23 protein-coding genes and 1 pseudogene are annotated in these 26,907 nt (G+C 69.4%); 13 read left to right on the forward strand and 11 right to left on the reverse strand.

What is annotated here, in order from left to right:
- Window positions 1–188 precede the first annotated feature (188 nt).
- Window positions 189–1,961 (forward strand): glucan ABC transporter ATP-binding protein/ permease, encoded by a 1,773-nt coding sequence (locus M2437_RS07945; protein ID WP_015824830.1) that lies wholly within the window; start codon window positions 189–191, stop codon window positions 1,959–1,961.
- A gap of 112 nt (window positions 1,962–2,073) precedes the next feature.
- On the opposite strand, the gene M2437_RS07950 is transcribed toward M2437_RS07945, so the two are convergent.
- The 11 genes and pseudogenes from M2437_RS07950 to M2437_RS08000 all read right to left on the reverse strand — a co-directional run bounded on the left by M2437_RS07950 (window position 2,074) and on the right by M2437_RS08000 (window position 13,122).
- Window positions 2,074–2,640 (reverse strand): hypothetical protein, encoded by a 567-nt coding sequence (locus tag M2437_RS07950; protein WP_253387056.1) that lies wholly within the window; start codon window positions 2,638–2,640, stop codon window positions 2,074–2,076.
- A 112-nt stretch (window positions 2,641–2,752) separates the two neighbouring features.
- Entirely contained in the window at window positions 2,753–3,484 is a 732-nt protein-coding gene (gene pgl, locus M2437_RS07955; RefSeq protein ID WP_253387057.1) for a 6-phosphogluconolactonase, read from the reverse strand.
- Window positions 3,481–4,473 carry a phosphogluconate dehydrogenase (NAD(+)-dependent, decarboxylating) gene (gene gnd, locus M2437_RS07960; RefSeq protein ID WP_015824827.1) on the reverse strand — a complete coding sequence of 331 codons (993 nt, stop codon included), beginning with the start codon at window positions 4,471–4,473 and terminating at the stop codon, window positions 3,481–3,483. The genes pgl and gnd overlap by 4 nt, the downstream gene beginning before the upstream one ends.
- A gap of 174 nt (window positions 4,474–4,647) precedes the next feature.
- The gene (locus tag M2437_RS07965) at window positions 4,648–6,243 is read right to left on the reverse strand and encodes a c-type cytochrome (protein ID WP_253387058.1); all 1,596 of its coding nucleotides are present in this window, start codon (window positions 6,241–6,243) and stop codon (window positions 4,648–4,650) included.
- A 43-nt stretch (window positions 6,244–6,286) separates the two neighbouring features.
- Window positions 6,287–6,652 carry a hypothetical protein gene (locus M2437_RS07970; RefSeq protein ID WP_253387059.1) on the reverse strand — a complete coding sequence of 122 codons (366 nt, stop codon included), beginning with the start codon at window positions 6,650–6,652 and terminating at the stop codon, window positions 6,287–6,289.
- A 3-nt stretch (window positions 6,653–6,655) separates the two neighbouring features.
- A pseudogene (locus tag M2437_RS07975) lies at window positions 6,656–7,166 on the reverse strand (TspO/MBR family protein).
- Window positions 7,163–8,356, reverse strand: coding sequence for a geranylgeranyl diphosphate reductase (locus tag M2437_RS07980; RefSeq protein ID WP_253387061.1), 1,194 nt, complete (start codon window positions 8,354–8,356; stop codon window positions 7,163–7,165). Before M2437_RS07980 ends, M2437_RS07975 begins: the two are co-directional and overlap by 4 nt.
- A 4-nt stretch (window positions 8,357–8,360) precedes the next feature.
- Window positions 8,361–9,740: a BCD family MFS transporter gene (locus tag M2437_RS07985; protein WP_253387062.1), complete on the reverse strand. Its 1,380-nt coding sequence runs from the start codon at window positions 9,738–9,740 to the stop codon at window positions 8,361–8,363.
- Window positions 9,737–10,624 (reverse strand): chlorophyll synthase ChlG, encoded by an 888-nt coding sequence (gene chlG, locus M2437_RS07990; protein ID WP_056506139.1) that lies wholly within the window; start codon window positions 10,622–10,624, stop codon window positions 9,737–9,739. The genes M2437_RS07985 and chlG overlap by 4 nt, the downstream gene beginning before the upstream one ends.
- 122 nt (window positions 10,625–10,746) lie before the next feature.
- The gene (gene ppsR, locus M2437_RS07995) at window positions 10,747–12,207 is read right to left on the reverse strand and encodes a transcriptional regulator PpsR (protein WP_253387063.1); all 1,461 of its coding nucleotides are present in this window, start codon (window positions 12,205–12,207) and stop codon (window positions 10,747–10,749) included.
- A gap of 27 nt (window positions 12,208–12,234) precedes the next feature.
- Window positions 12,235–13,122 carry a cobalamin B12-binding domain-containing protein gene (locus tag M2437_RS08000; protein ID WP_253389602.1) on the reverse strand — a complete coding sequence of 296 codons (888 nt, stop codon included), beginning with the start codon at window positions 13,120–13,122 and terminating at the stop codon, window positions 12,235–12,237.
- Window positions 13,123–13,378: 256 nt separating this feature from the next.
- On the opposite strand from M2437_RS08000, the gene bchF reads away from it, so the two are divergent.
- From bchF to acsF, 12 genes are read left to right on the forward strand one after another with little or no spacing between them, the layout of a single operon-like run.
- Window positions 13,379–13,882, forward strand: a complete 504-nt coding sequence (gene bchF / locus M2437_RS08005) for a 2-vinyl bacteriochlorophyllide hydratase (protein ID WP_253387064.1) — start codon at window positions 13,379–13,381, stop codon at window positions 13,880–13,882.
- The gene (locus M2437_RS08010) at window positions 13,879–15,147 is read left to right on the forward strand and encodes a ferredoxin:protochlorophyllide reductase (ATP-dependent) subunit N (RefSeq protein WP_253387065.1); all 1,269 of its coding nucleotides are present in this window, start codon (window positions 13,879–13,881) and stop codon (window positions 15,145–15,147) included. The genes bchF and M2437_RS08010 overlap by 4 nt, the downstream gene beginning before the upstream one ends.
- A 5-nt stretch (window positions 15,148–15,152) precedes the next feature.
- Complete coding sequence (bchB, locus tag M2437_RS08015; protein WP_253387066.1) at window positions 15,153–16,745, forward strand: ferredoxin:protochlorophyllide reductase (ATP-dependent) subunit B; 1,593 nt, start codon at window positions 15,153–15,155, stop codon at window positions 16,743–16,745.
- Window positions 16,720–20,436 carry a magnesium chelatase subunit H gene (locus tag M2437_RS08020; RefSeq protein ID WP_253387067.1) on the forward strand — a complete coding sequence of 1,239 codons (3,717 nt, stop codon included), beginning with the start codon at window positions 16,720–16,722 and terminating at the stop codon, window positions 20,434–20,436. Before bchB ends, M2437_RS08020 begins: the two co-directional genes overlap by 26 nt.
- On the forward strand, window positions 20,433–21,326 hold the full coding sequence (bchL, locus tag M2437_RS08025) for a ferredoxin:protochlorophyllide reductase (ATP-dependent) iron-sulfur ATP-binding protein (RefSeq protein ID WP_253387068.1): 894 nt from the start codon (window positions 20,433–20,435) through the stop codon (window positions 21,324–21,326). The genes M2437_RS08020 and bchL overlap by 4 nt, the downstream gene beginning before the upstream one ends.
- Window positions 21,326–22,057 (forward strand): magnesium protoporphyrin IX methyltransferase, encoded by a 732-nt coding sequence (gene bchM / locus M2437_RS08030; protein ID WP_253387069.1) that lies wholly within the window; start codon window positions 21,326–21,328, stop codon window positions 22,055–22,057. Before bchL ends, bchM begins: the two co-directional genes overlap by 1 nt.
- Window positions 22,054–23,499 carry a BCD family MFS transporter gene (locus M2437_RS08035; protein WP_253387070.1) on the forward strand — a complete coding sequence of 482 codons (1,446 nt, stop codon included), beginning with the start codon at window positions 22,054–22,056 and terminating at the stop codon, window positions 23,497–23,499. Before bchM ends, M2437_RS08035 begins: the two co-directional genes overlap by 4 nt.
- Window positions 23,500–23,513: 14 nt before the next feature.
- Window positions 23,514–24,287, forward strand: coding sequence for a photosynthetic reaction center subunit H (gene puhA, locus M2437_RS08040; protein WP_003607116.1), 774 nt, complete (start codon window positions 23,514–23,516; stop codon window positions 24,285–24,287).
- 11 nt (window positions 24,288–24,298) lie between these two features.
- Complete coding sequence (gene puhB / locus M2437_RS08045) at window positions 24,299–25,003, forward strand: photosynthetic complex putative assembly protein PuhB (protein ID WP_056464104.1); 705 nt, start codon at window positions 24,299–24,301, stop codon at window positions 25,001–25,003.
- Between the two features lie 15 nt (window positions 25,004–25,018).
- Window positions 25,019–25,489, forward strand: coding sequence for a photosynthetic complex assembly protein PuhC (puhC, locus tag M2437_RS08050; RefSeq protein WP_253387071.1), 471 nt, complete (start codon window positions 25,019–25,021; stop codon window positions 25,487–25,489).
- A gap of 29 nt (window positions 25,490–25,518) precedes the next feature.
- On the forward strand, window positions 25,519–25,815 hold the full coding sequence (locus tag M2437_RS08055) for an O2-dependent cyclase accessory protein (protein ID WP_003600930.1): 297 nt from the start codon (window positions 25,519–25,521) through the stop codon (window positions 25,813–25,815).
- On the forward strand, window positions 25,812–26,906 hold the full coding sequence (gene acsF, locus M2437_RS08060; protein WP_253387073.1) for a magnesium-protoporphyrin IX monomethyl ester (oxidative) cyclase: 1,095 nt from the start codon (window positions 25,812–25,814) through the stop codon (window positions 26,904–26,906). Before M2437_RS08055 ends, acsF begins: the two co-directional genes overlap by 4 nt.
- The last annotated feature ends 1 nt before the right edge of the window (window position 26,907 follow it).

The following is a 26,907-nucleotide window of genomic DNA, read 5'->3' on the forward strand; positions in this document are numbered from 1 at the left end:
TTGGAGGAAGCGACCGTTCCCCGTCATGTGCCGTTCAGGGGCGGGGAGCCATAAGTCCCCGTGCCGATTGACCGAGTGGCCCTGCGCGGAGAACCGCAGGCTCTCGGTGGGGCGGCGCCGGGACGTTCCGGTTCCAACGTTGAGATCCCCACGGCTTGTGGCCGGACGGGGCGGGGAGCGAAAGCACGATGTCGATGATTCGCCTCTATGCGCGGGTGCTCGGCCTGCTGGGAGCGGAAAAGCGGCTGGCCGCCGGCTTGATCGCGGCCAATGTCGCGCTCGCGGTGGCAGCCTTTGCCGAGCCGCTGATCATGGGCCGCATCATCGACGGCCTGACCCATCTCTCCAAGGACGCGCCCGCCACCGCGCTGGCGCCCTGGATCATCGCATGGGTCGTGTTCGGCCTGTTCACAATCGGAGCGGGCGTCGCGATCGCCCTGCATTCCGACCGGCTCGCCCACCGTAACCGGCTTTCCACCATGGCGAACTTCTTCGAGCACGTGCTCGAACTTCCGATCGCCTTCCATTCGTCCAACCATTCCGGCCGCGTGCTGAAGGCGATGCTGGAAGGCACGAATGCCATGGCCTGGGTCTGGCTCAACTTCTTCCGCGAGCACTTCTCCGCGCTGCTCTCCGTCGGCGTGCTCCTGCCGCTGACGCTGTTCGTGAACTGGCGGCTCGGCGCGATCCTGGTCGTGCTGGTTCTCGCCTTCACGGCGCTCGCCAGCTACGTCCTGCGCCGGACCGAGACGCTTCAGGGCGAGGTCGAGGAGTTCCAGTCGGGTCTGGCCGCCCACGCCTCCGATGCGCTCGGCAACGTCGCGGTGATCCAGTCCTTCACCCGTGCGCGCGCCGAGAAGGAGGCGATGCGCACCATCATCCAAGACCTGCTCCGCGTGCAGATCCCGGTCCTGTCGTGGTGGGCGCTGGCGAACGTCGCCACCCGCGCCTCCGGCACGCTGACCATGACCGCGATCTTCATCACCGGCATCGCCCTGCACCAGAAGGGTGCGGCCACGGTCGGCGAGATCGTCGCCTTCATGAGCCTCGCCACCATGCTCGTGACCAAGCTCGACCACGTCGTGACCTTCGTGAACGGCGTGTTCATGCAGGCTCCGAAGATGCGCGAGTTCTTCGAGGTGTTCGACACCGTGCCGACCGTCCGCGACCGCCCTCATGCCAAGCATGTCGCCCGGTTCGAGGGCGAGGTGACCTTCGACGAGGTTGCCTTCTCCTATGACGGCCGCCGCAGCGCGCTCGACGGCGTGTCCTTCGCGGCCCGCCCCGGCGAGACGGTGGCGCTCGTCGGCACCACGGGTTCGGGCAAGTCCACTACGCTGGGCCTGCTGCACCGGACCTTCGATCCGGATGCCGGCGCCATCCGCATCGACGGCATCGACATCCGCGACATCGGCCTGTCGAGCCTGCGTCACAACATCGGCGTCGTCTTCCAAGAGCCGATGCTGTTCAACCGCTCGATCCGCGAGAACCTCCAGGTCGGCCGCCCCGACGCGACCGATGCCGAGATGCTCGACGCCCTCGATCGGGCTCAGGCCAGCGAGTTCATGGCGCGCCAGCCCGATGGGCTCGACACGATCATCGGCGAGCGCGGCCGGTCGCTGTCCGGTGGCGAGCGCCAGCGCCTCTCGATCGCGCGGGCGCTGCTGAAGAACCCGCCGATGCTGATCCTCGACGAGGCGACCAGCGCCCTCGACGCGGCGACCGAGCGCAAGCTGCAACAGGCGTTGGAGACGGTGATGGAGGGGCGGACCACCTTCGTGATCGCCCACCGCCTTGCCACGATCCGCAACGCCGACCGCATCCTCGTGTTCGAGAACGGCAAGATCGTTGAGGCCGGCAATTTCGACGAGCTGGTGGCCCTCAACCAGCGCTTCGCCACGCTCGCCCGGGCTCAGTTCATGGCGGCCGAGGCCGAGGACGACATGCCGCTGGCCGCCTGAGGCGAGCCAGACCCAAACGAAAGATCCGGCGCGGTCGAAGCGCCGGACACCACACACAAATTCGCCCCCGCTCGCGTCGCGATCGGGGGCGTCATTGTTTCAGGCTCAGGATTTAAGGCCTTGCGGGAATCCGCGTGACGGCGCGGGGGCGGTTCTCCGGAGCCGGAGCCTGCATCGCGTCGAACGTCGTCTCGTCGAGTTCCAGAACCGGCAGGGTGCCGAGTTCGGCCGGAAGCGCAGCCACGGGCTTCGGAGCCGGAGCCGGTGGAGCCGCCAGAGAGGCAGCCGGCGGCCGTTCCTCGGAAGCCTCGACTGCGGGCGACGCCGAGGACGGCGTCTCGGCCGCAACCGGCAGCTCGGGCGCCGGTGCGACTTGCCGTGCCAGTGCGCCGCCGACGATGCGGGCAGGCTGCGCGGCGTCCGAAAGCGACTCGGCGACCGGCACAGCGGTGATGTGAGGCGCGTCGGCGGGGCTCGAATGGATCTGCGATGCGATCGCCCAGGTCGCGACGAGCGAAAGGCCGACCACGCCGAGACTCATGCCCCAGACCGGCCTGCGGCTGCGCCGTTCGAGCGACTTCAGCGGCCCCGGCAGGATACGGCTACGCCGCAGAACGGGGTGCGGCTGACGGAGCTGCGGCCAGGAATCCCGCATGGCGGCGTCTTCGGCTCCTACCATCGGAGTACTCCGGTTGAACGAGGATCGGCCGTTCATACACGGGTAAGACTGACGTCGGAAATGAGGCGTAAGCGCCGGCCGCAGGGGCGTATCGCGGCCGATCGGCAGTCGGTCAGGCTGCGGCCGCGTCGCGATCGACATACCACGTCACGCGACCGGCACTCTCGACATGCCGCGCCGGCAGATCTTCGCCGTCGGCGAGCCGTTGCAGCGGCTCGCGCTTGCTCGCACCGTTGACGAGGAAGAGCACCGAGCGCGAGGAGGCCAGAGTCGGAAAGGTCAGGGTGATGCGCGGCACGAACGGCTCCAATCCCGCTTCCGGAACCGGCGCGACCCAGGCCGTGCGTTCGGAAAGAGCCGGCTTTCCCGGAAACAGCGAGGCCGTATGGCCATCGCTGCCGAGGCCGAGCAGCACGAGGTCGAACAACGGTCGTTCGGGATCGAGCTGTGCGGCCCCGTAGAAGTCGCGCAAAGTCTTCTCGTAGGCGCGGGCGCCGGCCTCGGCTCCGTGATCGGAGGGGATGAAGTACAGATGCGTCGCCGGCACCGGCGCGGCATGGCCGAACGCCTCCCGGACCATGCGGACGTTGCTCAACGCATCGTCCCACGGCACCACCCGGTCATCGCCGAAGAACCAGTGGATGCGCGCCCACGGCACCCGCTCGACAAAGCCCGGGGAGGCCAACAGCTTGTAGAGCCGCTTCGGGGTCGAGCCGCCGGAGAGGCAGATCGCGATGCGTTCGCCCTCCGCGCTCTCGGCCATCGCCAGCAGATGATCGGCCGCCGCACGGGCCGTCGCCTCGGCATCCGCCATCAGCTGGGTGTTCGGGGGGAGCGAAATCATGGGGCAGGCCCCCGGCGCGGCGGCTCCTTATGGCCGCCGAAGCCCTGGCGCATCGCCGAGAGCAGCTTGTCGGCGTAGCTCTCATCCTCGCGGGACCGGAAGCGGCGGTAGAGCGCGCTGGAGAGGACGGTGGCCGGCACGGCCTCCTCGATCGCCGCATTGATGGTCCAGCGGCCCTCGCCGGAATCCTCGACGTAACCGGAGAAGCCTTCGAGACGCTCGTCGCCCGCCAGGGCGGCAGCCGTCAGATCGAGGAGCCAGGAGGAGACCACGCTGCCCCGCCGCCAGACCTCGGCGATGTCGCCGAGATTGAGATCGAACCGGCGCGCCTCGGGAATATCGGGGGCGTTGGCGTGACGAAGGATGTCGAAGCCCTCGGCATAGGCCTGCATCAGGCCGTACTCGATGCCGTTGTGAATCATCTTCACGAAGTGCCCGGCGCCGCTCGGGCCGGCATGGATGTAGCCCTGCTCGGCGCGCGGATCGCGCGCCTCGCGGCCGGGCGTGCGCGGGATCTCGCCGAGGCCCGGCGCCAGCGTGCGGAAGATCGGATCGAGCCGATCCACAGCCTCCTTGTGGCCGCCGATCATCATGCAGTAGCCGCGCTCCAGGCCCCACACGCCGCCGGACGTGCCGACATCGATGTAGTGGATCCCCTTGGCGTCGAGGTCACGAGCCCGGCGGACGTCGTCCTGATAGAACGAGTTGCCGCCGTCGATGATGCAGTCGTCGGCACTCAGGAGACCGCCGAGCGCGGTCACCGTCTCCTCGGTGATATGGCCGGCCGGCAGCATCACCCAGGCGGTACGCGGCGCTTCGAGCTTGGCGGCGAGATCCTCCAGGCTGGAGGCGGGTGTCGCACCCTCGGCAGCCAAGGCTTCGACCGCTTTCGGATCGCGGTCGTAGACCACGGCCGTGTGGCCGTCGCGCAGGAGGCGGCGGACGATGTTGCCGCCCATCCGGCCGAGGCCGATCATGCCGAGTTGCATAGGCTCGCACTCCCATCGAGGCTTTTGCTTTTGCATCATCTTCTTCCGAAAGCCGGCAACCACCTTTCGGGACGATGCTCGATCAGGATCCGTCGTGCGATCCCTCGCGGTTCACCGCCCGCGCGTTACGGAACGGTGACCGCACCTGCCAATGGTAGGGCGTAAAAACCGGAATCAAGGCTTAGGCGGTGTCGACCCCGAGGCCGGCGGCTGGCCGGGGCTCGCTTCCGCCCGCTTCTCCGGGTTCTTGACCTGGCTGTAGGCGATGTTGCCGAACGAGCCGATGGTCGCCGGCCAGGGCAGGGGCTCCGCATCCTGGTCGCTGCGATTCGCCTTGCAGAAGGCCGAGAGCAGCCCGTTGACCACGGCGTCGTCGCCGGCCTCGGGCGCGGCGGCCTTCACCTTCGGTGCGACGCGGGCGAGGACCGGAACGAAATCGTTCGGCTTCAGCCCCTTCAGCGCATCGCCGCCGGTGGCCTCCTCGATGCTGGCCTTGAGCCCTTCGTTCTCGATGGTCGAGCAGGGCGCGTTGCCGGCCATCATCGTCTTGATCTTCCCCCGCGCGGTCGCGACGAGACCGGATTCCGACACGACCGGAGCCTTGTTGCCCCAGGATTTGCGGATGTAGTCGGTGACGTCCTTGATCTGCTGGTCGGTCATCTCCTGGCCGATGGCCGGCATCGGTGCGTAGCCGCTCTGGGCGGCGAGACCGCCGACGATCACGTTGATGATGGTCTCGGGGCCGCCGGACTGGATCGAGGTGTTGCCGGCCAGTGCCGGAATCGCGCCCTCAACGCCCTTGCCGTCCGGTCGGTGACAGGAGGAGCAATAGGTGAGGTAGGTGTCGGCGCCCGGCGCGCCCGGTTGGTTGAAGGCCTGGAGATCCTTTTCCCTGTAGGTCTGTTTGGCGGGTATTGTGCGGAGATACGCGACCATCGCCTTCAGGTCGGCGTCGGTCATCTTGGAGAGCGATTCCTCGATGGTCTGGCGCATCGGGCCGGCGGCCACGCCCGGCCGGTTGCCGGGGGCCGTGCCGGTCTTGAGGTAGCTGACGACCTCCTCGTCGCTCCAGGCGCCGATGCCCTGATGCCCGTCCGGGGTGATGTTGGGCGCGTACCAGCCGTCGATGACGCCGCCGCCGAACCGGCCGGCCAGGCTCGAATTGCCGACGAGCTTGCGCTCGTTGTGGCACATGCCGCAATGGCCGAGGCCTTCGACCAAGTACCCACCGCGGTTCACCTCCGCGCTGGCCTTCGGATCGGGCTCGAAACGTCCTTCGGTGAAGAAGGCGGTGCGCCACGTAATCAGGGCGGTGCGGACGTTGAACGGGAAGGGGATCTCGTTGTCCTCCCGCTTCTCCTTCACCGGCGTGAGAGACTTGAGGTAAGCGAAGATCGCTTTCGTATCGTCGTCCGAAACCTTGGTGTACCAAGAGAAGGGGAAGGCCGGGTAGAGATACTCACCCTCGTCGCCGATGCCGTGACGGAACGCCTTTTCGAACGTCTCGTAGCTCCACTTGCCGATGCCGGTCTCGTCGTCCGGCGTGAGGTTGGGGGTCTTGATCGCCCCGATCGGCGTATCGAGCTTGAAGTTGCCGGCCATGTACTTGCCGCCGGTCTTGGTGTGGCAGGCGGTGCAATCGCCCGCCGTTGCCAGATATTCGCCGCGCTTGATCAGGTCTGCATCCGCCTCCTGCGCGTGAGCCGTGCCGACAGAGAGGAGGGCGGCGACGGCGAGCCAACCGGAGCCCAGGGCATTGAAGCGTGTCATGAACCCGATCTCCAGATGTCGAAGGCCTCGATAAAGTATCGTTCTAAGTCATCGGCGGACGCGCACCGAACGTTCGCCACTTCTGGTTGTTCCGGACCAGCTTGTCACAGTCCGGCGACGCTACCGCTCCGTCACGACGAAAGCGGATCACCATCTCGGCGAGATGCGCGGCGAGCGCCGCGGCCAGCCAAACCGCGATGCCGAGCCACGCCGTGCCGGTGAGCGCCGCCCGCAGGGCCAGCATCAGCGCCGCACCGGAGGCGAGGTTGCTCAGCAGTGCCCCCGGTGCCGGGCCGCGCCCCCAGCGGGCGCGCATACCGAGCAGCACCAGCGCCTCGAGGACCACCAGCACGAGGATGGCATCGACGATCCGCCCGGAGGCGAAGAACGGGGCGAAGAACCCGTCCACGGATCACGCGCTCCCGAAGCGCGGCCCGAAGCGCGGATTGAGCCGGACGATGGTGAGGTTCAGGCAGGCAGCAGTGCTGACCCAGGAGAGATAGGGAAGGTTGAGCAGGGCTGCGGGCGTCGAGACCTGCCCAACGGTGACCATCACGGCGAGGATGGAGAACCACAGCAGCAGCACCTCGGCGAAGGCCCAATCGGGCCGACGCAGCCGGAAGAAGATCACGCTCCAGGCGATGTTGAGCACGCCGTTGACGGCGAGGACCGCGACGAGCCGGCCCCGCGCGGCCGGGTCTGGATCGGCGTTCCAGGCGATGATCGCGGAGGCGGTGGTGAGGACGAAGATCACGGTCCAGATCGGCCCGAAAGCCCAGTCCGGCGGCTTCCATCCGGGGAACGCGCAGGCGGCGATACCAGGCGTCCGTCCGGGTCGCGACCCCGCCCGCCACAGCGACGGCGAGCGCCACGAGGGCGGCGATGACGGGCGGTCCCCAGCCGCCGGCCAAGAGGCCGCTCACGGCGAGACCCAGCGGAACAGGTGCGCGAGATCCTTGAAGAAGATCCGTGCATGCGCGGCGGGTTTCGCGCGCACCAGTTCCTTGTTCATGTAGGCGTCCCAGGTGAGCTGCTGGACGTCCTTGTCCTTGCAGATCGAGACGAAGCGCTCCCGCAGGGTGTCGCTGCGATACCAGACCCACTGCATCATCCCGAGGATCCAGAAGACGCGTCCGTGCAGCCGCATGAACCGCTTCCGCCCCTGGGCGAGAGCGCGGGCATCGCCGGTGGCGAGGAAGGCGCCCGCCGCCTCCGCGGCAAGGCGACCGCCGAGCATCGCGTAGTAGATGCCCTCGCCGGAAGCCGGCGCGACGACGCCCGCCGCGTCGCCCGCGAGCAGCACGTCGCGTCCGTTGTCCCAGCGCCGCAACGGCTTGAGCGGAAGCGGCGCGCCCTCCCGGCGGATCGTCTCGCAGGCATCGAGGCCGGTATCGGCGCGCAGATCGCGGATCGCGGAGCGCAGGGAGAAGCCCTTGCGGGCGCTGCCGGTGCCGACGCTGACGGTCTCGCCATGCGGAAAGATCCAGGCGTAGAAATCCGGCGAGAGGCGGCCCTGGTAGTAGACGTCGCAGCGCGCGCCGTCGTGCCCGGTCTCCGCGGGGCGCCGGACGATCTCGTGATAGGCGAAGACCTGTCGCATCCGGGCATGCCCCGGAATCTCGGCGCGTCCGACCGTGGAGGTCGCACCGTCGGCGCCGATGACGAGGCGGGCCTGCACCCGGTGCTCCTCGCCGCCTTTGCCGGAGCGGTAATGCACCGTGGCGAGGACCGCGCTTTCGCGGGTGATGCGTTCGAACAGGCCGTCGCGCAGGTCCGCCCCGGCGAGCGCTGCCCGCTCGCGCAGATACGGATCGAAATGCTCGCGATCGACCATGCCGACGAAGCCGTCGCCGACCGGCATGTCGACCGAGCGGGCGCTCGGCGCCACCATCCGGGCACACCGGATACGGGCGACGAGGAGCGCGTCGGGAATCGCGAAGTCGCGGATCAGCCGCGGCGGGATCGCGCCGCCGCAGGGCTTGATCCGCCCGGCCTTGTCGAGGAGCAGCACCCGCCGCCCGGAAGCGGCGAGATCGGCGGCTGCGATCGCCCCCGCGGGGCCGCCCCCCACCACCACGACGTCGAAGATTTCGGAAGCGTCGTGGTCTGTCATGGCGTTACCGCGCCTCGAAGCCGGAATTGAGCTGGAAGGAGGCCGTCTCGGTCAGCGGGTTGTGCCGCCGGCCGACGGTGACGTGCTCGACGCGCAGGCTGATGAGCAGCGCGACGAGGAACAGGATGCCTTCCGCTGCGAACACCGCCGCGTAGGCGTAGACGGGTTCGGAGGAGACGAGGCGGGCGAGATCGACCGCGAGCGTGCCGAGGAAGCCGCCGGCACCGAAGGCGACGCCCTGGGCCGCGCCCCAGACGCCCATGCGGGTGCCGCGCTCGGCCTCGCCGCCGCGCCCGGCCAGCGCCATCATCGAGCCGATCGCCGCCACGGCGTAGACGCCGTTGCCGAAGCCGAGGCCCGCCACCGCCGCGCGCAAGGGGAAATCGGGCCCGATCGGTCCGCCGGCAGCGATCGTCCCGAGCGCCAGCGCCGAAAGCCCGCAGCCGATCGCCGTCCAGAGCTTCAGCGAACCCAGCACCGGCGCGCCGATGAACACGGTGACGCCAGCCACGAACAGCATCCCGGCGAGCACGCCGCCGTGCTGAAGCCCGGCGAGCTTGGTCGTCGCTCCCGGCGTCATCGCGAAGACGAGACCGGCATAGGGCTCGAGAATCAGCTCCTGCGCGCTGTAGGCGAGCATCGAGACGAAGATGAACAGGGTGAAGCGCCGGGCCGCGGGCTCGGCCAGCACCTGCGCCAGCACCGCGCGGAACGGCGGCTTCGTCTCAGCCCGGCCGGCGGCGGCTTCGGGGCGGCGCGGTTCGATGCCGGCCACCGCCAGCACAGCCACGGCGAAGGCAATGAGGGAGACGGTCCCCGACACGGCGACGAGCCGCGCACCCGAGAACGGATCGAGGAAGTGGCCGGCCAGCGGCGCGGTGACGGCAAAGCCGGCGATCATCATAACCCAGACGATGGTCGCCGCCGCGCCCCGGCGCCCGGCTTCCACCCCGGTCGCGAGCAGGACGAGAAGCGAGGTGCCCGCGGCGCCCGCGCCCATGCCGACGAGCAGGAAGGACAGGACGGCGAGTGCGAGGCCGGCGGCGAGATGGCTCGCCGCGAGCGCGGTTGCGGCCGCCGCGCCGAAACCGCCCAGGCAGAGCGCGGCCATGCCGCCGACGATCCACGGCGTCCGCCGCCCCCCGACATCGGAGCCGTAGCCCCAGCGCGGCCGCAGCACCTGCGTGGCGTAGTGCAGGGCGACGAGGACGCCGGGCACGATCGCGGGCAGCGCCAGTTCCACCACCATCACCCGGTTGATGGTCGATGTCATGAGAACCACGACCGCCCCGAGCGCGGTCTGGACGAGGCCTAGCCGGACGATCTGGAGCCAAGAGAACGATCGAGGGAAGGGTCGAGCGATGGCGGCGGGCATGTGGGTCATGGCGCCAGCCCTTGCACGAGCGGACGCAGGGCAAAAGCCGAGGCCAGCATGCCGAAGACGTAGAGCGTCGTGCCGGTGCCGTTATACCAAGCGGCGCGGGCGCGGGGCGCCTTCAGAAAATGCGTCATCAGGACGAGCTGCCCCACGAGCAGGGCGCCGATCAGCGCGGCATGCCAGGGACGCTCCCAATGGAGGAGGAGCGCGACCACCACCATCTGCGGCAGGGCCATGACGAGGCAGGCGAAGCGCGCCGCGCGATCGGAGCCGAGCTGCACCGGCAGCGAGCGCAGGCCCATGGCCCGGTCCCCCTCCACCGACTTGAAGTCGTTGAGAGTCATGATGCCGTGCGCGCCGACCGAGTAGAGCAGGGCGACGAGAAGCACCCGCCGGTCGGGCATCGAGGCGGCCATCACCGCGGCGCCGGTGAACCAGGGCAGCCCTTCGTAGCAGAGCGCCACCGCCGAATTGCCCCACCAGCCGTTCTGCTTCAGCCGAAATGGAGGCGCCGAGTAGATCCAGGCAAGCACGAGGCCGAACAGGGCCGCGCCGAGGATCCAGGGTCCGAGCATCGCGGCGACGGCCAGCGACAGGACCGTCCAGCCCGCGGCGAGATAAAGGCCCCACCGACCGGGAATGCGTCCCGAGGGGATCGGCCGGTCAGGCTCGTTGATGGCATCGACATGGCGATCGAACCAGTCGTTGGCGGCCTGGCTCGTGGCGCAGACCAGCGGCCCGGCGAGCAGCACGCCCGCGGCGATGACCAGCCACTGCCCGGAAGGCGTCTGACCGGAGGAGACGACCCCGCAGCCAAACGCCCACATCGGTGCGAACCACGTGATGGGCTTGAGAAGCTCGACGATGGCGCTCGGCGCGGGCGTTGCCATGCTCGAAAGCTACTGGCGCCCGGCCGCATGTGTCAATCAAGCTTTACACGCGGCCTTAAATTAGGGTGCAATCTCACCTGTTTTTGATCATTGCATTATAGCGCCGATCGCCGGAAAAGGGCCTAAGAGGTCAACTCAGGGTCGTTGCCGTCGAGGTCGCCGATGCCGTAGCGGCGCATCTTCGCGTAGAGACCCTGACGGCTTAGGCCGAGCATTTCCGCCGCCGAAGCGCGGTTGTCGCGCGTGATTCGCAAGGCCGCCTCGATGCACAGCTTCTCGATGAGGTCGGTCGTCTCGCGCACCAGGGCCTTCATGGAGACGCGCCCCACGAGTTCGGTCATCTGCTCGACCGAGCGCGGCAGGTCGTGCCCGCCGCCGGCATGAACCGGGGCCGCCCGCCGCGGGGTCGCACGGACGGTGAAGCCGAAACAGGGCTGATCGGCGTGAGAGGTGGAGACGGCGGCAACCTCCACCTCCTCCATCGAGCCGTACTGACCGCGCATCGCCGTCGAGAAGTGGCGCACCGAGCCGTGATCGCGCAGCATCGCGAACAGCGCGAGCGCGTCCGTTTCCCCACGGCCGAGCCAAGTGTCGAGGGTCCGGCCGCGGACCTGCTCCTCGGTGGCGTGCTGGGTGAGATCGAGGAAGGCGGTATTGGCGGTGAGGATACGGCGCGCGGCGTCGGTGACGACGAAGCCCTCCGGCATTCGCTGGATGATGTCGAGCGCGCCATGTCCGAACTCGACGCGCTCCGGCGCCGCCGGAACCAGTGTGGCGAGGCGCAACAGCACCGAGGTCGTGCCCTCGCCACGGAACAGGGAGGCGGAGACCCGGACTTCGCCCCGGTTGCCGGCCAGCGGCGCCACGAGATCCGTCGCCTGACCGGTGACGCGCAGGCCGGCAAACAAGCTCTGCAAGTCCCGCAGGCTGCCCGCGTCGAACAGGTCGGCCGCATCCTGGCCGATCACGCGTTTCTGCGGCCGGCCGAGCAGCCGCATCGCCGCCGGGTTGATCTCCGTCACCCGCCGTGTGCCGGCATCGACCACGAGAACCGGCTCACCGGAGAGCTGAAACAGCAGCTTGTAGCGGGTCTCGGCGGTGCGGAGGCGGTCGTAATCCCGCTCCAGCGCCTGCTGCGTCTCCGCCAGACGGCGTTGAAGCGCGGCGATCGTCCGCAGATCCTGCCCGACCACGATGATCGGCCCATCCTTCTGCGGACGGAGCGTGGCGTAGCGAATCGGCAGGTCCGTGCCGGTGGGAGAGGGATGGTTGACCTGCCGCCAGCGGGTCATCGTGCCGGGTGCCGCATCGCGCAACAGCGCATCGATCTTCGGACGGCTCTCGACGGTGACCGTGTCGATCCAGGGCCTCCCGAGCCAGGATTCGATGCCCTGTCCCTCAAGATCGGCCCGGCCGGCCATGGTATCGCGGATGATACCGTGATGATCGACCACCAGGGAGAGATCGGAGGTGGCAGCAATCAGCAGCCCGGCCGCCTCTCCATCGAGGAGACCGGCTGCCTGTTGCAGCGCCGGGGTGGGGCGCCGGGGAGAAGGGCTCGCCAAGCTGCTCAAGGTCAACACTTTGTGATGGCGCTGAAAGCGCCCTTATCAACAGGCTCGCGTCCGCATTTCAAGCAAGCTTTCCGCAATGAGCGGTGCAAGACGCCCATCTTCCGCTGTGCCATCCGCGCCAACAAGGCGGACGTGATCAGGATTCCGGGCGAAATAGGGGCCGCCGACCAAGACTTTGATCCGCGTGTTGCACGAAGCGGCGCGCAGGGCACGGATTCGATCCGTGAGGGCGGGCAGGAACACGTCGCAGGACAGCGTCAGCCCGAGGATGTCGAACCATTCCATGCGGACGAGGTCCAGCGCGTCGAGGTTCGACTGCGCGCCGGTGGTGGTCACGTCCCACCCTGATTCGCGAAAGATGGTCGCGACCAGCGATAGACAGAAAACATGCGTCTCGCCCGGACCGGGTAGCAGGAGGATGCTGCGCCCCGCGGGATCGACCCCATCGTTTTCGAGCCGCGCGCACAGGTCGCGCGTCGCGGCCTGGAGGCGCCCGAGGGCCACGGTTACGTCGACGAAATCGCAGGCATCCTCCTCCCAGAGCCACCCGAGATGCCGCGCCACCGGCGCCAGCAGATCGACCAGCATCCCTTCGAGGGTCAGCCCCTCGTCGAGGATGCGCAGGAGATGGGGCGCGAGATCGGTGTCGGTGCGGGCGAGCAGCAGGTCGCTGAGGCGCTGGACTTCGTCCGGTGTCGGCCGGTGCCCAACGGAAGGGGGCCGCGGCGCCGCCCGATCACGGTGAGCCAGCATCAGCCGGGGCAGAATCTCCGCCTCGACCACGCTGGCCAACTGTCGTCGCATCCCGTGTCCGTCGGGCTGCTGCTCGAACGCCGAGGGGACAAGCGGCTCGGCCACGACACCGCATTCCGGTGACACAGCAGGAAACTCGAGACGCTCGCCGAAATGCCTCCAGTCGCCCATGGGCGTCTCCCTGAGGATGCGGCTCGGTGGATGCAGCGTGCAATTTAATGCGCTGATCGGCACCAGGGCAACGGACGCGTGTATCCCAACGATACGCTTCCGCTCACGATTGGCAATCCCTGGCTCCGCCAACCCTGAGGGAAATGTAATCCTCAATGACCGTCAACTTGAGTTGACACTTTTGGGCGGCCAGGCCTAGGTTCAGGGCGTCGAGGCCTCCGAAGACGGGGCCGAAGGGCGAGCGAGGGCGGACGCCATGCGTCAGCACCAGGGCCGGCAACAACCGCTCTACACGAGCGCTCAGCGTCAGCGGCGCGACGCGTCGCGCTGGACGCTGGTGCAGGGGGTTCTGGCTCCGCTGCAGTTTCTCGTCTTCGCGGTGAGTCTCGGTCTCGTCCTGCGCACCCTCACCACGGGTGAGGGGGCCGCGGCGGCCAACGCCTCCGTCGTCGCCAAGACCCTCGTTCTCTACGCGATCATGGTCACGGGCTCGATCTGGGAGAAGGTCGTGTTCGGCCGCTACCTGTTCGCGCCGGCCTTCTACTGGGAGGACGTGTTCAGCATGCTCGTGCTGGCGCTGCACACGGCCTATCTCGCCGCCCTCGGCCTCGGCTGGCTCGATACGGAAGGGTTGCTGGTCCTCGCGCTCGCCGCCTACGCCGCCTACCTCATTAATGCCGGCCAGTTCCTGCTGAAGCTGCGGGCGGCGCGGCTCGAAGCGCCGGCCTCCCTCACCCTCGCCGGGGAGGCGGCCCGGTGAACGCGCACGCGCCCCTTCCCGCCAGCGAGTGCGGCGTCACCGTCCGCGCCGAGCACGGCCAGCGGGCGGTGTTCTGCGGCCTCACCGGAATCGTCTGGCTCCACCGCAAGATTCAGGACGCGTTCTTCCTCGTCGTCGGCTCCCGCACCTGCGCCCACCTGATCCAGTCGGCAGCGGGCGTGATGATCTTCGCCGAGCCGCGCTTTGCCACCGCCATCATCGACGAGCGCGATCTCGCCGGCCTCGCCGACGTGAACGAGGAACTCGACCGGGTGGTTACGCGGCTGATCGAGCGGCGTCCCGACATCCGGCTGCTGTTCCTCGTCGGCTCCTGCCCCTCGGAGGTGATCAAGCTCGACCTGTCGCGGGCAGCCCAGCGGCTGTCGCGGCGGCTCGCTCCGGACGTGCGAGTGCTGAACTATTCGGGCTCCGGCATCGAGACGACTTTCACGCAGGGCGAGGATGCCTGCCTCGCCTCGCTCGTGCCGGAACTGCCCGAGGCGGCGGCGACGGATGAACTCCTCGTCGTCGGCGCGCTCGCCGACGTGGTCGAGGACCAGTTCGCCCGGCTGTTCTCCGATCTCGGGATCGCCGCCCGCTTCCTGCCGGCGCGGCGCGCCGGCCAGATGCCCGCGGTCGGACGCGGCACGCGCTTTCTCCTGGCCCAGCCCTTCCTCGCCGACACCGCGCGCGCCTTGGAAGAGCGCGGAGGCCAGCGCATCGCCGCCCCGTTTCCGCTGGGTGCGGAAGGCACGACCGAGTGGCTCCGCACGGCGGCCGAAGCCTTCGGCGTCGATGCCGCCCGCTTCGAGGCGGTGACGGCACCGGGCCTGCGCCGTTCCCGTCAGGCTCTGGCCGCGTATGCCGAAAAGCTTGCCGGCAAGCGGGTGTTCTTCTTCCCCGATTCGCAGCTCGAAGTGCCGCTCGCCCGCTTCCTATCGCGGGAAATGGGCGCCGAGCTGATCGAGGTCGGCACACCCTATCTGCATCGCGGCCACCTCGCCGCCGAACTCGAATGGCTCCCCGGCGGCACCGCCGTGGTGGAGGGCCAGAGCCTCGACGACGGGCTCGACCGCTGCCGCGCGGCCCGGCCCGATCTGACCGTGTGCGGCCTCGGCCTCGCCAACCCGCTGGAAGCGGAGGGGCTGACGACGAAGTGGTCGATCGAGCTGCTGTTCACGCCGATCCAGGGCTACGAGCAGGCGGGCGACCTCGCCGAATTGTTTGCGCGCCCGCTCGCGCGGCGCGCCCGGCTGGAGGTGTAGCAGCGATGCAGCTCACCGTCTGGACCTATGAGGGACCGCCGCATATCGGCGCCATGCGGGTCGCCACCGCGATGGAAGGGCTGCACTACGTGCTGCACGCCCCCCAGGGCGACACCTATGCCGACCTTCTCTTCACGATGATCGAGCGGCGCGCCAAGCGCCCGCCGGTCACCTACACGACCTTTCAGGCCCAGGATCTCGGCCGCGACACCGCAGCGATCTTCAAGGATGCGGTCGCCGCCGCCTACGCGCGCTTCCGGCCCCAGGCGATGATCGTCGGCGCCTCCTGCACCGCGGAGCTGATCCAGGATGATCCGGGCGGGCTGGCCAAGGCGCTCGCTCTGCCGATCCCGGTGATCCCGCTGGAGCTGCCGGCCTATCAGAAGAAGGAGAACTGGGGCGCCTCCGAGACCTTCTACCGGCTGGTCCGTGCCCTGTCAGGGCCAGCCGAGCGTTCGCCCCGCGAGGGTCGGCGACCCGCCTGCAACATCCTCGGCCCCACCGCGCTCGGCTTCCGCCACCGCGACGACCTGATCGAGGTCCGGCGTCTCCTCGACGGCCTCGGGATCGCGGTGAACGTGGTTGCGCCGCTCGGTGCGACGCCTGCCGATCTCGCCCGGCTCGGCGAGGCCGACTTCAACGTCGTGCTCTATCCCGAGGTGGCGCGCAGCGCCGCGCAGTACCTCGAGAAGACGTTCCAGCAGCCCTTCGTCGATGTGGTGCCGATCGGCGTCGGCGCGACGACGCGCTTCGTGGAAGCGGTGGCGGCCCTGGCCGGCGTCGATCCCGCCCCCGTGCTTGCCGACGCGCCCTCGCGCCTGCCCTGGTACAGCCGGTCGGTCGATTCGACCTATCTCACGGGCAAACGCGTCTTCGTGTTCGGAGACGCCACCCACGCGCTCGCCCTTGCTCGCGTCGCCGCGCATGAACTCGGCTTCAAGCTCGTCGGGCTCGGCACCTACACCCGCGAATTCGCCCGCGAGGTCCGGGCGGAAGCCGCCCTCCACGGGATCGAAGCGACGATCACCGACGACTACCTCGACGTCGAGGCGGCGATCCAGGCGGCGGCCCCCGAACTCGTGCTCGGCACGCAGATGGAGCGCCACATCGCCAAGCGGCTCGGCATCCCCTGCGCGGTGATCTCGGCGCCGATCCACGTCCAGGACTTTCCCGCCCGCCACTCGCCGCAGATGGGGTTCGAGGGCGCCAACGTCCTGTTCGACACCCTCGTGCACCCCCTGATGATGGGGCTGGAGGAACATCTCCTCGGGATGTTCCGCGAAGATCCCGAATTCCACGATGGCGCCGCCCCGTCTCATCTCGGCCGCGGGCCGAGCGGGACGGCGGACGCCGTGGAACGGGCGCCGAAGACTCCCCCCCTCGCGTCGGCGCCCGTTCCACCCCCCATCCAGATCCAGGGCGCCGACGCGGTCCGCACCGCGCCGTGGGCGCCCGATGCCGAGAAGGAGCTGAAGAAGATCCCGTTCTTCGTGCGCGGGAAGGCCCGCGCCAACACCGAGCGATTCGCCCGAGAGCGGCAGCTCCCGCTTATCACCCTCGAGACCCTTTACGATGCCAAGGCGCATTTCGGCCGATAGGCCAACCATCCGCGTCGCCATCGTCACGCTCGACAATCACTTGGCGAGCGCGGTGGAACGGGCGCGCCTACGGCTCGCGGCGGAGATGCCGGGGCTCGCCCTGAGCTTTCACGCCGCCGCGGAGTGGGAGACCGACAAGGCCGCGCTCCGGGCCTGCGAGGCGGAGATCGCACGCGCCGACATCGTCCTCTCGGCGATGCTGTTCCTCGACGAGCACGTCCGCGCGATCCTGCCTGCGATCCAGGCACGCCGCGCGAACTGCGACGCGATGATCGGCTGCCTCTCGGCCTCCGAGATTGTGCGGACGACCAAGCTCAACCGCTTCGACATGAGCGGGACCAAGCGCTCGGCCCTCGACTTCCTGAAGCGGCTACGCGGCAAGCCGGGCGCGGAGGGCAACGCCGCACGGCAGATGGCCCTGGTGCGCAAGCTGCCGAAAATCCTGCGCTTCATCCCCGGCTCGGCGCAGGACGTGCGCGCCTACTTCCTCACCCTGCAATATTGGCTCGCGGGCTCGGACGAGAACGTGGCGAGCCTCGTGCGCTTCCTCGTGCAGCGCTACGCCGCCGGCCCCCGCGCCGTGTGGCGGGAGATCGCCGCCGCGCCCGCGCCCCAGCATTATCCCGAGACCGGCCTCTACCATCCGCGCATGGCCGACCGCGTCGGCGAGAGCCTGTCCGCGCTGCCGACCGTGCCGGGCGCTCGGGGCCGCGTCGGCCTGCTGCTGATGCGCTCCTACGTTCTGGCCGGCAACACGGCGCATTACGACGGGGTCATCGCCGCCCTGGAGGCCAAGGGCCTCTGCGTGGTGCCGGCTTTTGCCGCCGGCCTCGACAACCGCCCCGCGGTGGACGCCTATTTCACGGTGAACGGCCGGCCGGCGATCGACGCGCTGGTCTCGCTCACCGGGTTCTCGCTGGTCGGCGGCCCGGCCTACAACGACGCGGCGGCGGCCGAGGCGACGCTGGCGCGGCTCGACGTGCCTTATCTCGCCGCCCACGCGCTGGAATTCCAAACGATCGAGCAATGGGAGGCGGGCAGCCGCGGCCTGTCGCCGGTCGAGGCGACCATGATGGTCGCGATCCCCGAACTCGACGGCGCCACCGCACCGATGGTGTTCGGCGGCCGTTCCTCAGCCTCCGGCCCCGGCAACGCCCGCGACATGCGCGTGCATCCCGAGCGCGCCGAGCGGCTCGCCGCCCGGATCGATCGGCTCGTGTCCCTGCGGCGACGGCCGAAGCGCGAGCGGCGCCTGGCCGTCATCCTGTTCAACTTCCCGCCCAATGCCGGCGCCACCGGCACGGCCGCCTTCCTCTCGGTCTACGCCTCGCTGCTGAACACCCTGCGCGGCCTCAAGGCCGAAGGCTACGACGTCGCGGTGCCCGACAGCGTCGATGCGTTGCGTGAGACGATTCTCGGCGGCAACGCCACCCGCTACGGCACGCCGGCCAACGTCCACGCCCGCGTTTCGGCCGAGGATCACGTCCGCCGCGAAACCTACCTGCCCGAGATCGAGGCGCAATGGGGCCCGGCGCCGGGCCGCCATCAGAGCAACGGGGCCGACATCCTCGTGCTCGGCGCACAGTTCGGCAACGTCTTCGTTGGGGTGCAGCCCGCCTTCGGCTACGAGGGCGATCCGATGCGGCTGCTGTTCAAGCAGGGCTTCGCGCCGACCCACGCCTTCAGCGCCTTCTACCGCTGGCTGCGCGAGGACTTTTCCGCCGACGCGGTGCTGCATTTCGGCACCCACGGCGCACTCGAGTTCATGCCCGGCAAGCAGGCCGGTTTGTCGGAAGCCTGCTGGCCCGAGCGGCTGATCGGTGCGCTGCCCAACATCTACCTCTACGCCGCCAACAACCCGTCCGAGGGCACACTGGCCAAGCGCCGCTCCGCCGCGACGCTCGTGAGCTACCTCACGCCGAGCCTCGCCGCCGCCGGGCTCTACCGCGGCTTGAGCGACCTCAAGGCCTCGGTCGAGCGCTGGCGCGGTCTGGAACCGGAAGCGACGGTTGAGCGGACGGCGCTCGCCGTGGTCATCCAGGCGCAGGGCGCGGCCGTCGATCTAGTCCCGGCCGAGCCCGCCTGGGAGGGCAACCCCGCCCCGCACGTCACCGCACTCGCCGCCGCTTTGTTCGAACTCGAGCAGACGCTGATCCCGCACGGCCTGCACGTAATCGGCCAGGGGATGGTCTGCGAGGAACGTGTCGATCTGCTGCTCGCCCTGGCGGAGGCCTCGCACGGGCTGAAGCCGACCCGTGCCGGGATCGAGCTCCTGATCGAGGGTGCGTCCCTCAGCGAGGCGCTGGCCGCCGCGGGTCTGTCCGCCGACGAGACCCATCGGGCCGCCTTCGCCGACCTCGCCCGGATCGATGCCGACCTTGCCCGCGACAGCGAGCTGCCGGCGCTGATGCGGGCCCTCGACGGGCGCTTCGTGGCCCCGGTCGCGGGCGGTGACCTGCTGCGCAATCCCGGTATCCTGCCCACGGGGCGCAACCTGCACGGCTTCGACCCCTACCGCCTGCCCACGGCCTTCGCGCTGGCCGACGGCACCCGCCAAGTGGCGCGGGTGCTGGAGCGTTACCTCGAGGAAGGCCGGGCCCTGCCGGAGAGCGTCGCGCTCGTCCTGTGGGGCACCGACAACCTGAAGAGCGAGGGCGGTCCCATCGCCCAGGCGCTGGCGCTGATCGGCGCGGCGCCCCGCTTCGACGGCTACGGCCGCCTCGCCGGAGCCGAGCTGATCCCGCTCGAACAACTCGGCCGCCCGCGCATCGACGCGGTGGTCACGCTCTCCGGCATTTTTCGCGATCTTCTGCCCCTGCAGACCAAGCTGCTTGCGGAAGCGAGCTTTCTCGCTGCCAGCGCCGAGGAGCCGATCGAACGGAACTTCGTGCGCAAGCATGCCCTGGCAATCCAGGCCGAGCAGGGCTGCGATTTCGAGACGGCGGCCCTGCGGGTCTTCTCCAATGCGGAGGGGGCCTACGGCGCCAACGTCAACCACCTCGTTGAGTCCGGCCGCTGGGACGACGAGGATGAACTCTGCGAGACCTTTTCGCGCCGGAAGAGCTTCGCCTACGGCCGCACCGGTCGCCCCGCGCCGCAGCGCGACTTGATGAAGGCGGTGCTGTCGCGGGTCGATCTCGCCTACCAGAACCTCGATTCGGTCGAACTCGGCGTCACGAGCGTCGACCACTACTTCGACGGGCTCGGCGGCATGGGCCGGGCGGTGGCCCGCGCCCGCGGCGAGGCGGTGCCGATCTACATCAGCGATCAGACCCGCGGGGAGGGGCGCGTGCGCTCCCTCGACGAGCAGGTGGCGCTGGAAACCCGCACCCGCATGCTCAACCCGAAATGGTACGAGGGCCTGCTCGGCCACGGCTACGAGGGCGTGCGCCAGATCGAGGCGACGCTGACCAACACCGTCGGCTGGTCCGCTACCGCGGGCGCAGTGCAGCCCTGGATCTACGAGCGCATCACCGAGACCTTCGTCCTCGACGACGCCATGCGCGACCGGATGGCGACCCTCAACCCCACGGCCTGCGCCAAGGTCGCGAGCCGCCTGATCGAGGCTCACCGCCGCGGCTTCTGGACTCCCGACCCGGCGATGCGCGACGCGCTCGACCGTGCCGAGGAGGAACTGGAGGACCGGCTGGAGGGCGTGACACCCGGCATCACCGCAGGAGTCGCGGCATGAACATCGCCATCCGAAATCCGGTCTCCGTCCGCCGCGAGGAGGGCAGCCTTCAGGTCGGGCTCGACCCGAACGACCGGATCGAGACCGCCAAGGTCTTCGCCGTCTACGGCAAGGGCGGCATCGGCAAGTCGACCACCTCCTCGAACCTCTCGGTCGCCTTCTCGAAGCTGGGCAAGCGCGTCCTCCAGATCGGCTGCGATCCGAAGCACGACTCGACCTTCACGCTGACCAAGCGCCTTGCGCCGACCGTCATCGACGCCTTGGAGGCTGTGAACTTCCACTCCGAGGAGCTGCGGGCCGAGGATTTCGTGGTCGAGGGCTATAACGGCGTGAAATGCGTCGAGGCCGGTGGACCGCCCGCCGGCACCGGCTGCGGCGGCTACGTCGTCGGGCAGACGGTGAAGCTCCTCAAGGAGCATCACCTTCTGGAGGATACCGACGTCGTCGTGTTCGACGTGCTGGGCGACGTGGTCTGCGGTGGCTTCGCCTCGCCGCTCCAGCACGCCGACCGGGCGCTGATCGTCACCGCCAACGACTTCGACTCGATCTTCGCGATGAACCGCATCGTCGCGGCCATCCACACCAAGTCGAAGAACTACGGCGTCCGGCTCGGCGGCGTCATCGCCAACCGCTCCGCCAAGACCGACGAGATCGACCGCTTCAACGCGGCGGTGGGCCTGCGCCGCCTTGCGCATTTCCCGGACCTCGACGTGGTGCGGCGCTCGCGCCTGAAGAAGTCGACGCTGTTCGAGATGGAGCCGACGCCGGAGCTGAAGGCCGTCACCGACGAGTACATGCAGCTCGCCGAGACGCTGTGGGCCGGCGCGGACCCCTGCGAGGCGGTGCCGATGAAGGACCGCGACCTGTTCGAATTCCTCGGATTCGATTGATGAGCACGCCCTACCTCACCCGCCGCTCCCAGTTGGAGACCTACTTCGACCGCACAGCGGTCGAGGCGTGGTCGCGCCTCACCTCCGACACGCCGGTCTCGAAGATCCGCGCCACGGTGCGGGCCGGGCGCGACGCCATGCGCGCGAACCTGCTCGGTTGGCTCCCCGCGGATCTGACCGGCCTGCGCCTGCTCGATGCCGGCTGCGGCACCGGGGCACTCGCGGTCGAGGCCGCACGCCGGGGTGCGGCGGTGGTAGCGATCGATGTCTCGCCGACGCTGATCGGGCTCGCCCGCGAGCGGCTTCCCGTCATCGACGGCCCCGGCTCGGTCGAGTTCCGGGTCGGCGACATGCTCGATCCCTGGCTCGGCCGCTTCGACCATGTCGTCGCGATGGATTCGCTGATCCATTATCAGGCGCCGGACATCGTCCGCGCGCTGGCCGAACTGTCGCTGCGCACCGATGGCAGCCTGCTCTTCACCGTCGCCCCGCGCACGGCGCTGCTGACCCTGATGCATGCGGCCGGCAAGCTGTTCCCGAAGGCCGACCGGGCGCCGGCCATCGTGCCGATCACGGAGAGCGGCCTGCGGCGGCGCATCGCCGGGGAGCGGGAGCTGGCGCGTTTCGCCGTCGCGCGAACGCAGCGGGTGAACAGCGGGTTCTACCTCTCGAACGCGATCGAGCTGCGCAAGACGGCGTCGCCCGCGAACGAGACCGGGGCCGCTCGATGAAATCCGGCCTCGCCATCACCCAGGCGCTGCTCCGCCTCGGCCCGGCGATCCTTCCGTTCGCCGATGCGGCGACGAAGGAGCTGCCGCTCGGGCGCCTGATGCGGCTCGCGCTGTTCCAGGTCACGGTCGGCATGGCTGCCGTGCTGCTGATCGGCACGCTCAACCGGGTGATGATCGTCGAGCTGTCGGTGCCGGCCTGGATCGTGGCGGTGATGCTGTCGCTGCCGCTCCTGTTCGCCCCCTTGCGGGCGCTGGTCGGCTTCCGCTCGGACACGCACCGCTCCGTACTCGGCTGGCGGCGGGTGCCTTACATCTGGTTCGGCACGCTGCTGCAATTCGGCGGGCTGGCGATCATGCCGTTCGCCCTGCTGATCCTCTCGGGCGACACCACCGGTCCGCTCTGGGTCGGCCACGTCGCGGCCGCGCTCGCCTTCCTGCTCGTCGGCGCGGGGCTCCACACCACGCAGACCGTCGGGCTGGCGCTGGCCACCGACCTCGCCCCTGCGCATGCCCGCCCGAAGGTGGTGGCGCTCCTTTGTGCCATGCTGCTCGCGGGCATGATGGGCAGCGCCGTGCTGTTCGGGCTGGCGCTGGCGAATTTCTCGGCGGTCCGCTTGATCCAGGTGATCCAGGGCGCGGCGCTGGTCACGATCGTGCTCAACGGCGTCGCCCTGTGGAAGCAGGAGCCGCGCGATCCGCACCGCACCGACCGGGCGGCGCCGCGCCCGAGCTTTTCCCAATCCTGGCGCGGCTATGCCGGGGAGGGCACCGCACGGCGGCGGCTCGCGGCGATCGCGCTCGGCACCGCGGCGTTCTCGATGCAGGACATCCTGCTCGAACCCTATGGCGGCCAGATCCTCGGCCTGACGGTGGCGCAGACCACGGCGCTCACCGCGATGCTTGCCGCCGGCGGCGGGCTGGGGCTGATCGCGGCGGCGCGCTGGCTCAACCGCGGCGGCGACCCCTACCGTGTGGCGGCGACGGGCGCGGTGATCGGCATCGCCGCCTTCTCGGCGGTGATCTTCGCTGCACCCCTCGCCTCGGCCCGGCTATTCGCAGCGGGCGTCACGCTGATTGGCATCGGCGGCGGCTTGTTCGCCCACGGCACGCTCACCGCCTCCATGGCCAAGGCCGGGCCGGACGATACCGGCCTTGCGCTGGGCGCCTGGGGCGCGGCGCAGGCCACCGCCGCCGGGCTCGCCATCGCCGCCAGCGGCATCCTGCGCGATCTCGGCGCCGCCGTGGCGCAATCGGGGGCGCTCGGCGAGGGCATGAACGAGCCGGCCATCGGCTACCTGATCGTCTACCACGTCGAGATTGCCCTGCTGTTCGCCACGCTGGTCGCGCTCGGCCCGCTCGTGCGCCCGGACGCCGCCGGTTCCATCCGTCCGGACGAGCGGCATTCCGGTCCGTTCGACCCCCTCGTCAACCGTCCCACCTGATCGGGAGGCCTGCCATGCCCAGAGGCGAGATCACCGGTTACATCGATGTGGCGCAGGTCACGCTCTACGCGTTCTGGATCTTCTTCGCAGGCCTCGTCTTCTACCTGCGCCGGGAAGATCGCCGCGAGGGCTATCCGCTGGAGAACGAGGCGGCCGGCCGGCTGAAGAGCCCGGACCCGATTCTGATTCCGACGCCGAAGGCCTTCCACCTGTCGAGCGGCCACACGATGTACGCGCCGCAGACGAACATCGCCTACGATACCCATGTGCCGAGCGCCCGCCGCGAGGTCTTTCCCGGCGCCCCCTACTTCCGCACCGACACGTCGCTGCAGGCCGGCGTCGGCCCCGGCTCCTGGGTTCCGCGCCATGACGAGCACGACCGGACCTGGGACAACGAGTACCGGATCGTCCCCCTGCGCGTCGCCGACGCGTTCGTCGTCCACGAGGACGGACCGAACCCTATCGGCATGGCGGTCTTCGGCGCCGACCGGCAGGTCGCCGGCACCGTCGTCGATCTCTGGCTCGATCGCGGCGAATCCTTCGTGCGCTACTACGAAGTCGAACTCGGTGCGGGCGGGCGCCGGGTGCTGATGCCGGTGACCTTCTGCACCACCGGCCGCTTCTCCCGCACGGTGAAGACCGAGGCGCTGCTGGCCGAGCAGTTCGCCGACATCCCCGGCATCAAGGATCCCGATTCCGTCACCCTGCGGGAGGAGGAGCGGATCATGGCGTATTTCGGCGCCGGCACCCTCTACGCCTCGCCCGCCCGCCAAGAACCCATTCTCTGAGGGGCGATTCGATGAGCGACTCCGACTTCCTGCCCGAAGGGACGCTGCGGGGGCTGCCCGGCCCGTTGCCGCCGGGCGAGCGCATCCTGTGGCGCGGCGCCCCGAGCCTGTCCGGCGTGTTGCTGCGCGCCCTCCACGCCCGGCTCGTCATGGTGTGGTTCGCCGGCACCGCCGCGGTACTGGCGATCGGCGCCGCCGCGAGCGGGGGGCCGGCGCGGGCGCTCGCCGTCGCGGGCCCGACCCTGCTGATCGGCCTCGCGGCGCTCGGGCTGCTGAGCCTCCTCGCCTGGCTCGTCCACCGCACCACGGTCTACACGCTCACCGACCGGCGCATGGTGCTGCATGTCGGCATCGCCCTGCCGATCACCCTCAACCTGCCGCTCACCCGGATCGAGTCGGCCGACCTGCGGCTGTTTTCCGACGGCACCGGCGACATCCCCCTGCGCCTGCCGCCGGGCGAGCGGGTCGCCTACCTGCATCTCTGGCCGCATGCCCGGCCCTGGCGGCTGAGCCGGCCGGAGCCGATGCTGCGCTCGGTGCCTGAGGCCCGGAGCGTGGTGGCCCTGCTCGCCCCCGCGCTCGCGGCGCAGACCGAAGGTTCGGCCGAGGGGATCGCCGAAAGTGTTGCCAAAGGTCCGGCGCGCGCCGTGGAACCCGCCGCGACCGGGCGTGCAAGCGCTGCCCCCGGCCGCCTCGCGACCGCCGGGGCCCGATAGCGGAGAGTGAGACCGATGCCCATCGAGCTGAACTTCCGCCGTCCGCCGCAGAAGCCACAATCCCAGCGGCCGGCGCTTCTGGCCGTCGCGGCCCTGCTCTCGGTGGCGATTGTCGCCGTCGCCCTCGGCCGCGGCCAGGAGACGGAGCCGCAAACACCGGCGGCTCACCCGGTTCAGACACTCGCCTTCCACGCCGAGGACCAGCCGGACGGCGCCATCGACCTGCGCGAGGCCAGCGACGGGAAACTGGTCGCCCGGATCGAGCCGGGACAGGACGGCTTCATCCGCGGCACGCTGCGCGGGCTCGCCCAGGCTCGGCAGAGGGAAGGCCTGAGCCGCGAGCCTCCGTTCACCCTCACGCGATTCGACAACGGCACGTTGTCGTTGGAGGATGGCGCCACCGGGCGGAACGTGCCGCTGCTGGCCTTCGGCCCTTCGAACGCGAAGGCCTTCGCCCGCCTGTTGCCCGGCACGGAGCTGCGGTGATGGCCGCAGCGGACAAAAGGGGGGCGGACATGGCCTGGATCGGCAAGACGGTCGTCGAAGTGCCCTGCACCGTCGAGATCGAGCAGACGCCGGAGAGCCTGCACGCGCATGTGACGCTCGACGGCGGGTTCGAGATCGAGCCCGGGGACGAGGTTCAGGTCCACGACGCGCCGACCGAGGTGCCCTACGGCGAGCGCCTCACCGTACGCCGCACCGCCACCGTCACCCGCGCAGGCCGGCTGGAGCGGGCCTGGACCAAGCTGATCGCCCATCTCGAGCTGACCGAGCTCTACGAGGTGAGCTTTTCCGAACGGAGGAAGCTGTGAACGCCAACGTCCAGCCCCAACCGGCGACGGGAGTCCCGTTCCCGCGCCAGCCGCTCAACGACTCGACCAAGAGCGCGCAGCAGACGACGTTTCTGAGCCCGCGCTTCTACACCACCGATTTCGACGAGCTCGACCGCACCGATGTCGAGCCCGTGCGCCGCGAATGGGACATCCTGATCGAGGAGCTGCGCTCGGACCCGAACAAGCGCCACTTCGTGCGCAACGAGGAGTTCGACTGCGACCTCGCCGAGATGGACCCGGAGCTGCGCAAGGAGTTCCTCGACTTCCTCGTCTCCTCGATCACCGCCGAGTTCTCGGGCTGCGTGCTCTACGCGGAGATGCGCAAGCGCGCCAAGAACAAGGACATCAAGGAGCTGTTCGGCTTCATGAGCCGCGACGAGGCCCGCCATGCCGGCTTCATCAACGACACGCTGAAGGATTTCGGCGTCGGCGTCGATCTCGGCTTCCTGACGAAGGCGAAGAAGTACACGTTCTTCAAGCCGAAGTTCATCTTCTACGCGACCTACCTTTCGGAGAAGATCGGCTACGCCCGCTACATCACGATCTATCGCGAGTTGGAGCGGCATCCTGAGCGGCGCATCCACCCGATCTTCAAGTGGTTCGAGAAGTGGTGCAACGACGAGTTCCGCCACGGCGAGGCGTTCGCGCTGCTCATGCGGGCCAACCCGAAGCTGACGACGGGGGTCAACCGCTACTGGATCCGCTTCTTCCTGCTGGCGGTGTTCGCGACGATGTATGTCCGCGACCATTGCCGCCCAGCCTTCCACAAGGCGCTCGGGGTCGATCCGACCGACTACGACTTCAAGGTCTTCCGGATCACCTCCGAGATCTCGAAACAGACCTTCCCGATCACCCTCGATCTCGACGATCCGCGCTTCAAGGCAGGGCTCGACCGGCTGCTGGTCTGCGCCGACAAGATCGCCGCCGCCAAGGCGGAAGGCGGCCTGTCGGGCAAGCTCAAGCACAGCGCCCAGACCCTGGTCGCGGCGGCGACCTTCGCGCGGCTCTACCTCTTGCCGGTCAAGCAGAACGCGATGCCGGCCGACATCCGCCTCGATCCGGTCTGGTAGC

Source organism: Methylorubrum pseudosasae (assembly GCF_029504475.1).
GTDB classification, from domain to species: Bacteria; Pseudomonadota; Alphaproteobacteria; order Rhizobiales; family Beijerinckiaceae; genus Methylobacterium; species Methylobacterium extorquens.